This is a genomic window from Corynebacterium sp. (assembly GCF_052107835.1).
GTDB lineage: Bacteria > Actinomycetota > Actinomycetes > Mycobacteriales > Mycobacteriaceae > Corynebacterium.
Genome location: NZ_JBQEDF010000093.1, coordinates 1 through 6,404, shown reverse-complemented (window position 1 = coordinate 6,404; position 6,404 = coordinate 1). Strand labels below are relative to the sequence as shown.

Sequence of the window (6,404 nt, the reverse complement as noted above, 5' to 3'; positions counted from 1 at the left end):
ACTAGTTACCCGTCGGTGCGCCCGTCCTCGAGGCACTGCTCGAGTTCCTCGTCGCTGGTGGAGCCGCAGTCCTCGACACGGTCCGCCATTCCCGAGCTGACGACGCCCGCCAGGGCAACTGCAACGATCGCCAGCACCACCGCCGCCATCGGGTACCCGCGGTTGAGCTTCGGGGACCGCAGCGCCAGAATCAGCGCCACGAGCGACACCGCCAGGACGACGACGGCGATGATGAGCCCCAGCCACGGGAACAACGCCGCCGGAAGTGCGAGGACCCCCAGGAGAAGTGCGGCGAGCCCGAGTCGGCTCGGTTGACGGGGGACGTCGCGCTGCGGCATTGTGCTGCGTCGCCTTTCCGCCGGGCCACGGGGCGTCCGGCACATCAGGGGATTCTCCGCCCAGACTATCCGACGCGGACCGGCGCGGACGAAATGGCGCGGGAACGGCGACAACGGCGGGAATTCCCTACTATCGTGGAAGCATCACGACCCCGTCCGACCTGAACCACCCGTGAAAGGCAACCACCATGTCGAAACCCTCAGCCACCCTCACCATCACCTCATCCCTCCTGGCCACGGCTCTGGCAGGCGCGGGCACCGCGAAGGTGACACAGGCAGAGCCGATGCTGGAGACCGCCGACCACCTCGGCTACACACCGGAGGCCTACCAGGCGATCGGTGGTGCGGAACTGACCGGCGCAGCGGGTGTGCTCGTCGGGCTGAGGAAGCGCTGGGTCGGCATCGCCGCGTCACTGGGGTCGACGGCCCTGTTCGCCGCCGCCGTCGCCGAGCACGTGCGCAACGGCGACGAGTTCGGCGACTACGCCCCCGCAGCCGGACTCCTGGCGCTGTCCGGAACCGTTCTGGCCCAGCAGATCACCCGCTAGGGCCCTCACCAGTCCCGCAGGTAGGCGATCCTGTCACGCAACTGCTCGGCGGTGCACAGCGCGGTCGGAGGGCCACCACAGTTGCGGCGTACCTCGTTGTGGATCGCGCCGTGGGGACGCCCGGTACGGGCGGATTTCGCCCCGACCAAGGCATTGAGCTTCTTCCTCAGCCCGGGGAGTTCCTCGCTGGCGACCCTCCCGCGGTGACCGTCGTCGGAATCACCGTCCTGGCTCCCCTGCGCCTGTTCGCGGTCCGTCGTTCCCGGTGAGGCCGCCGCGGCCTTCTCCCGGTTGTCCAGCTGGGTCGTCTGACGCGCCCGGAGCAGTGTACGCATCTGGTCGGCATCCAGCAGCCCGGGAAGCCCGAGGTACTCCTGCTCCTCCTCCGAGCCCGCCATGGTCGCGGTCCCGTAGGTGGATCCGTCGAAGATCAGGCTGTCGAGCTCGGCCTCGGCCCCCAGGGTCTCGTAGCCGCCCAACTCATCGGGTTCGGTCTCCTCCTTGTTGGCCTGGGCGAGAAGCTCGTCGTCCCATCCCTCGCTGGGCCGGTCCGGCTTGCCCAGGACGTGGTTGCGTTGGCGCTCCATATTCGACGCCAGGTCGAGGAGAACGGGCACACTCGGCAGGAAGACGCTCGCCGACTCCCCCGGCCGACGCGAGCGGACGAAACGGCCGATGGCCTGCGCGAAGAACAGCGGGGTGGACGCGGATGTCGCGTAGACACCCACGGCCAGCCGGGGAACGTCCACACCCTCGGACACCATGCGGACGGCCACCATCCACTGGTCCGTCGAGGCGGCGAACTTCTTGATCCGGTCGCTGGACCCCTGCTCGTCCGACAGGACGACCGTCACCCGGGAGCCGCTGATCTTCTCCAGCATCGCCGCATAGGCACGCGCCATGGTGGTGTCGGTGGCGATCACCAGGCCGCCGGCGTCCGGGATGTGTTCACGCAACTGCATCAGCCGTGTGTGGGCCGCGCTCAGGACGGAGGGGATCCACTCTCCCTTCGGATCCAGGGCGGTCTTCCACGCCCGTGCCGTCTGCTCCGCGTTGAGCGGCTCGCCCAGCCGCGCCTCGTACTCCTCACCGGCACTGTCCCGCCAGCGCGCCTGCCCGGAGTACGCGAGGAACACGACGGGGCGGACCACACCGTCGGACAGGGCGTCGGAGTAGTTGTAGGAGTAGTCGGACTGGGACACCAGCGCACCGTCGATGTCCTTGTAACCGACGAAGGGGATCACTGAGTCGTCCGAGCGGAAGGGTGTACCGGTCAACGCCAGCCGGCGCTCCGCCTGGTCGTAGGCGAACCGGACGCCGTCACCCCAGCTCTTGGCGTCGCCGGCGTGGTGGATCTCGTCGAGGATCACCAGCGTCTTCTGCGCCGTGGCGACCTGGTAGTGCTTCGTGGGTTTCATGCCCACCTGCGCATAAGTCACCGCCACGCCCTCGTGGGAGTGGTTGACCGCCGAGGAGTTGGTGAACTCGGCGTCGATCGAGATCCCCTGCCGGGCAGCCGCGAGGGACCACTGGGTCTTGAGGTGCTCGGTGGGGACGACGATGACGATGCGCTGGACCGTCCTGTTGTCCAGGAGCATGCGTGCGACCGTCAGCGCGAAAGTGGTCTTCCCCGCGCCCGGGGTCGCAACCGCGAGGAAATCCTGCGGGGCGGAGTCGACGTAGCGTCTCAGGGCCTCCTGCTGCCAGGCACGGAGCGTGCCGTATGCGGTGGCCTGCGTCACTTCTTCTTGAGCCCCTGGTAGATCTTCTCGCAGTCCGGGCACACCGGGGAGCCGGGCTTGGCCTGCTTGGTGACCGGGAAGGTCTCACCGCACAGGGCGACGACCATGCGGCCGTTCACGGCCGAATCGACGATGCTGTCCTTCTTCACGTAGTGGAAGAACTTCGGGGTGTCGTCCGTGGTCTGCTCATCGGTGCGGACGTCCGGGCGCTCGATCGTGGTTGTTGAAGGAGTAGTCACAGCCCCAATAATGCCCCTACCGCCCCGTGTTTTCCAGCCATGCCGGTCGACGGGCCGTACCGCGGGGTTGTCTGGGACACCACCAGGACTACGGTGGACGCCATGCCAGAGCAACAGGACCGGCCCAGTGCCCGCCGCGTCGGACGGCGCAGGCGCCGGGACGCCGACGTCGAGGTCATCACCGACGCACGGCGTTCCCGTCTGGACGACTGGCGCCACCGACGCTACGTGTACGCCGGACTGCAGCTCGCCCGCATCCCCCTGCTGGTCATGGCCGTCGTCGCCTACGGGTGGTTGCACAGTCCGGTCCTGGCGGCCGTCTTCGCGGTGATCTCCCTGCCGTTGCCCTGGGTCGCGGTCCTCCTGGCCAACGAGAAGGGCTCCGACGAGGAAAAGGGGCAGCCGAAAGTCTACAAGCCGGCCCTGGCACGCCAGTACCGCGAGGCCCAGTGGAACGCGGGTCTCACAGACGGCACCCGCGACGAGATCGGGGCAGGTCCCTCCACCACCGAGGACGAGGACACCGTCATCGACGCCGGCGACCGGGAGGATGGACCCCGATGACCGTCGACGCACACTCCCCCGCACTGGGCGATCTGGTCCGTGCACTCACCGCACTGGACTACGGTCCGGCGATGCTGCTCCACGCCCTGGGACGCGAGGGCTACGGTGAGGCCCTCGCCGGGGACCCGGGGGCCGCTGTCTGGCACCTGGACCGGCGTTGCGCGTCAGGCGAGGTCGCGGGCCCCCGGGAGGATATTCTGACCAGGTCCTTCTTCCTCCGTGAGCCGGTGGACGCCGGAGAGTTGGCCGAGGTCATCGGTGAGGATCTCCTGGACGGGCTGCTGCACTGCGGTGCCGTGGAGACCGTGGGCGCGCCGCACGGCGGTGCCGCCCCGGGGGACCCCGTGAGGAGCCAGGTCGACATCCGTCCGGTGTCCCACCAGCAGCACGGTGACTCACGCCCGGTGCTGATCGTCTCGGACCCGGATGCCTCGATGGAACCCAGGGATCCCGGGGACGACCATGTGCCCGGTGTCGGTCAGGCACCGTTGACCCTGCTCAACCAGATCCCCGCCGGACCGGTCGGCCGCCTCCTCGATCTCGGTACCGGTTCCGGCGTCCTGGCCCTGGTGGTGGACGCCGGGGAGACGGTGGCCACTGACGTCCATGACCGCGCCCTCGGTTTCGCCCGGGCGTCGCACCGCGGCGTCCCGGACCGGCCGGTCGAGTGGCGGAGGGGGTCCTGGTTCGAGCCCGTTGCCGGTGAGGAGTTCGACATGATCGTCTCGAACCCACCGTTCGTCGTCGGCCCGCCGGAGGACGGCTCCATCTACCGCGACGCAGGGCTGGAGCTCGATGACGCGACCCGCACCGTCGTCGAAGGTGCCGCCGCGCACCTGGCGCCCGACGGGACCGCCCATCTTCTGGGGGCATGGGCCACGGGACTGTCCGAGTCCCCTGCCCACCGGGTCGCCGGATGGATCCCGCCCGAGGGCATCAGGGCATGGATCGTGCAGCGCGACGAGGTGACCCCCTCGGTGTACGCGCGGACGTGGATCGCCGACGCCTCGGTGGACCTGCGGTCCGCCCGTGGCCGCGACCGTGCCTCCCGCTGGCTGGACTACTTCGCCGGGCGGGGCGTGGACCGCATCGGGATGGGCTACGTGCACCTGCAGCGCATCGACGGACCGTCCGAGGTGACCTTCGAGGTCATCGACTCCCCCGAGCTCGACTACTTCGGCGACGAGGTCAGCGAGTACTTCACCCGCGCCGCCTGGCTCGCGGACAACGGCGCCGAGGAGGTGCTGGGCTCCAGGTTCCAGGTCAGGCCGGGGCTGGCCAGGGAGACGGTCGAGGTCGCCACGATCGGCACCGAGGACATGCCATCCATCGGTTTCCAGCCCGAGGTCCTGCGCCTGACCAGGACGGAGGGGCCACGGTTCAGCCATGACATCGATGCTCCCCTGTCGGCGGTCGTCGCAGGACTGTCCCCTCAGGGACTGTCACTCCGGGACACCGCGGAACTCTACTGCGCCGTCAACGGTCTGGATGCCGATGAGTTCTGCGACGCCCTCGTCCCCCTGGTGGTCGACCTCGTCCGTCACGGGATGATCCTGCCCGACGAACTGATCGCCACGGACTCCCCGGTGAGGGAAGGGGCAGCGGACGGAGGTGGGCCGGAGTGAGAGCGGTGGTGAGCACGGTGTCGACGGCCAGCGTGTCCGTCGATGGCGCCATCGTCGGCCACGTCGACGGCGACCGGCGGGGGGAGGGCCGCGGTGCACTGCTGGCACTCGTCGGGGTCGGACGCGACGATGATCCCGGGGCCTGGCGTACGGTGGCGCGCAAGATCGCTGAGCTCCGGATCCTCCCACCCACCGGTGCAGGCTGGGATGGGGTACGTGACGCCGGTGCGCAGGACAACCGCGCGGAGGTACTGCTGGTCAGCCAGTTCACCCTGATGGGTTCCACGGCGAAGGGACGCCGGCCCTCCTGGTCGGCGGCGGCACCCGGACCTGTCGCCGAGGGTGTGCTCGAGGAACTGGCGGCGGATCTCCGGGGCCGGGGCATACACGTGGAGACGGGGCAGTTCGGCGCAATGATGGAGGTCAGCTCGACGAATCAGGGCCCCTACACGGTCATCATCGACGCGTGAGGCCAGCGGGTTCCGCTCGACGCCGAAAGAACTCCGCCGAATCACCACCCCCGTTCGAGGGAGAATGTGAGATGCTGAACGCCCAAGTGTTCACCAGCGGGTCCTGGCACCGTAGCCACCGGTGACGAGGACTCCCCACCACCCCCGGACAGTCGCAGGGGGTGACCCGGGGAACAAAACCACTTCCCGGCCCGTTGGGATGTTCAGAGCTTCCGACACCGAACCCAGGAGGTCAACCAGATGGGTACCCGTAGAACGAAGGACGCCGGCACGCCGGCCGAGAAGGACATCCTGGAGACCACCCGTGATAGCGCGGACACCCCCGCCGACATCGACGAGTTGGACGAGAACACCGCGGAGAGCACCGACGGTGCCGCACCCGTGGTCGAGGCCGCCACCACGGCAGTGGCCGATGCCCCGGCGGAGTCCGGGGCCGAGGACACCGAGTCGGAGAACAACGTGGTGGAGGACAAGGGCCGCCGCCGCGGCAACAACGAGAATCCCTCGGCCGACCTGGTCCGCGTGTACCTCAACGGGATCGGCAAGACCGCACTGCTGACCGCGGATGACGAGGTCGAGCTCTCGAAGCGCATCGAGGTGGGCCTCTACTCGGAGCACATCCTCGAGAGTGGCGAGAAGCTGACCCGTGCCGGCAAGCGTGACCTGAAAGTGCTGGCACGCGAGGGGCGCGCCGCCCGGACCCATCTCCTCGAGGCCAACCTCCGGCTGGTTGTCTCGCTCGCGAAGCGCTACACCGGCCGCGGCATGCCGCTGCTCGACCTCATCCAGGAGGGCAACCTGGGACTCATCCGGGCCATGGAGAAGTTCGACTACGCCAAGGGCTTCAAGTTCTCCACCTACGCGACCTGGTGGATCCG

At 68.8% G+C, this 6,404-nt stretch carries 8 protein-coding genes; 5 read left to right on the top strand and 3 right to left on the bottom strand.

The window, feature by feature from the left end:
• Positions 1–5 precede the first annotated feature (5 nt).
• A complete protein-coding gene (locus tag ACTIL2_RS15010; RefSeq protein WP_442338282.1) occupies positions 6–338 on the bottom strand; it encodes a hypothetical protein in 333 nt (110 codons plus the stop codon).
• A 188-nt stretch (positions 339–526) separates the two neighbouring features.
• Here ACTIL2_RS15010 and ACTIL2_RS15005 point away from each other — a divergent pair, with 188 nt between their 5' ends.
• Positions 527–886, top strand: coding sequence for a DoxX family protein (locus ACTIL2_RS15005; RefSeq protein WP_442338281.1), 360 nt, complete (start codon positions 527–529; stop codon positions 884–886).
• 5 nt (positions 887–891) lie between these two features.
• On the opposite strand, the gene ACTIL2_RS15000 is transcribed toward ACTIL2_RS15005, so the two are convergent.
• On the bottom strand, positions 892–2,628 hold the full coding sequence (locus ACTIL2_RS15000; protein WP_442338280.1) for a DEAD/DEAH box helicase: 1,737 nt from the start codon (positions 2,626–2,628) through the stop codon (positions 892–894).
• On the bottom strand, positions 2,625–2,867 hold the full coding sequence (locus ACTIL2_RS14995; protein ID WP_442338279.1) for a DUF3039 domain-containing protein: 243 nt from the start codon (positions 2,865–2,867) through the stop codon (positions 2,625–2,627). Before ACTIL2_RS14995 ends, ACTIL2_RS15000 begins: the two co-directional genes overlap by 4 nt.
• A 102-nt stretch (positions 2,868–2,969) precedes the next feature.
• Between ACTIL2_RS14995 and ACTIL2_RS14990 the strand changes: the two genes are divergently transcribed.
• From ACTIL2_RS14990 to ACTIL2_RS14975, 4 genes are all read left to right on the top strand, one after another.
• On the top strand, positions 2,970–3,431 hold the full coding sequence (locus tag ACTIL2_RS14990) for a DUF3099 domain-containing protein (RefSeq protein ID WP_442338278.1): 462 nt from the start codon (positions 2,970–2,972) through the stop codon (positions 3,429–3,431).
• A complete protein-coding gene (locus tag ACTIL2_RS14985) occupies positions 3,428–5,056 on the top strand; it encodes a DUF7782 domain-containing protein (RefSeq protein ID WP_442338277.1) in 1,629 nt (542 codons plus the stop codon). Before ACTIL2_RS14990 ends, ACTIL2_RS14985 begins: the two co-directional genes overlap by 4 nt.
• A complete protein-coding gene (gene dtd / locus ACTIL2_RS14980) occupies positions 5,053–5,526 on the top strand; it encodes a D-aminoacyl-tRNA deacylase (RefSeq protein WP_442338276.1) in 474 nt (157 codons plus the stop codon). Before ACTIL2_RS14985 ends, dtd begins: the two co-directional genes overlap by 4 nt.
• Before the next feature lie 240 nt (positions 5,527–5,766).
• The coding region (locus ACTIL2_RS14975; RefSeq protein WP_442338275.1) for a sigma-70 family RNA polymerase sigma factor at positions 5,767–6,404 on the top strand (638 nt) is incomplete at its 3' end.

Bases quoted from the DNA above. Each gene is read 5' to 3' on its own strand.
- ACTIL2_RS14990 (WP_442338278.1), top strand. From the start codon at position 2,970: ATGCCAGAGCAACAGGACCGGCCCAGTGCCCGCCGCGTCGGACGGCGC.
- ACTIL2_RS15010 (WP_442338282.1), bottom strand. From the start codon at position 338: ATGCCGCAGCGCGACGTCCCCCGTCAACCGAGCCGACTCGGGCTCGCC.
- ACTIL2_RS15005 (WP_442338281.1), top strand. From the start codon at position 527: ATGTCGAAACCCTCAGCCACCCTCACCATCACCTCATCCCTCCTGGCC.
- ACTIL2_RS14985 (WP_442338277.1), top strand. From the start codon at position 3,428: ATGACCGTCGACGCACACTCCCCCGCACTGGGCGATCTGGTCCGTGCA.